This window comes from Escherichia sp. WS1368, assembly GCF_046487485.1.
Lineage (GTDB): Bacteria > Pseudomonadota > Gammaproteobacteria > Enterobacterales > Enterobacteriaceae > Escherichia > Escherichia coli.
The window spans coordinates 1-546 of the sequence record NZ_JBJQJI010000053.1; the positions used below are offsets into that span (position 1 = coordinate 1).

Sequence of the window (546 nt, forward strand, 5' to 3'; positions counted from 1 at the left end):
GCTTAACCTTCGGGAGGGCGCTTACCACTTTGTGATTCATGACTGGGGTGAAGTCGTAACAAGGTAACCGTAGGGGAACCTGCGGTTGGATCACCTCCTTACCTTAAAGAACTGTGCTTTGCAGTGCTCACACAGATTGTCTGATAGAAAGTGAAAAGCAAGGCGTCTTGCGAAGCAGACTGATACGTCCCCTTCGTCTAGAGGCCCAGGACACCGCCCTTTCACGGCGGTAACAGGGGTTCGAATCCCCTAGGGGACGCCACTTGCTGGTTTGTGAGTGAAAGTCACCTGCCTTAATATCTCAAAACTCATCTTCGGGTGACGTTTGAGATATTTGCTCTTTAAAAATCTGGATCAAGCTGAAAATTGAAACACTGAACAACGAAAGTTGTTCGTGAGTCTCTCAAATTTTCGCAACACGATGATGAATCGAAAGAAACATCTTCGGGTTGTGAGGTTAAGCGACTAAGCGTACACGGTGGATGCCCTGGCAGTCAGAGGCGATGAAGGACGTGCTAATCTGCGATAAGCGTCGGTAAGGTGATA

1 tRNA gene and 2 rRNA genes are annotated in these 546 nt (G+C 48.4%); all 3 read left to right on the forward strand.

Annotated elements, in window-relative coordinates:
- Positions 1–101: ribosomal RNA gene (locus tag ACJHYD_RS24515) — 16S ribosomal RNA — on the forward strand; the annotation flags it as partial.
- Between the two features lie 85 nt (positions 102–186).
- Positions 187–262: transfer RNA gene (locus tag ACJHYD_RS24520), tRNA-Glu, on the forward strand.
- A gap of 193 nt (positions 263–455) precedes the next feature.
- Positions 456–546, forward strand: a 23S ribosomal RNA gene (locus tag ACJHYD_RS24525); the annotation flags it as partial.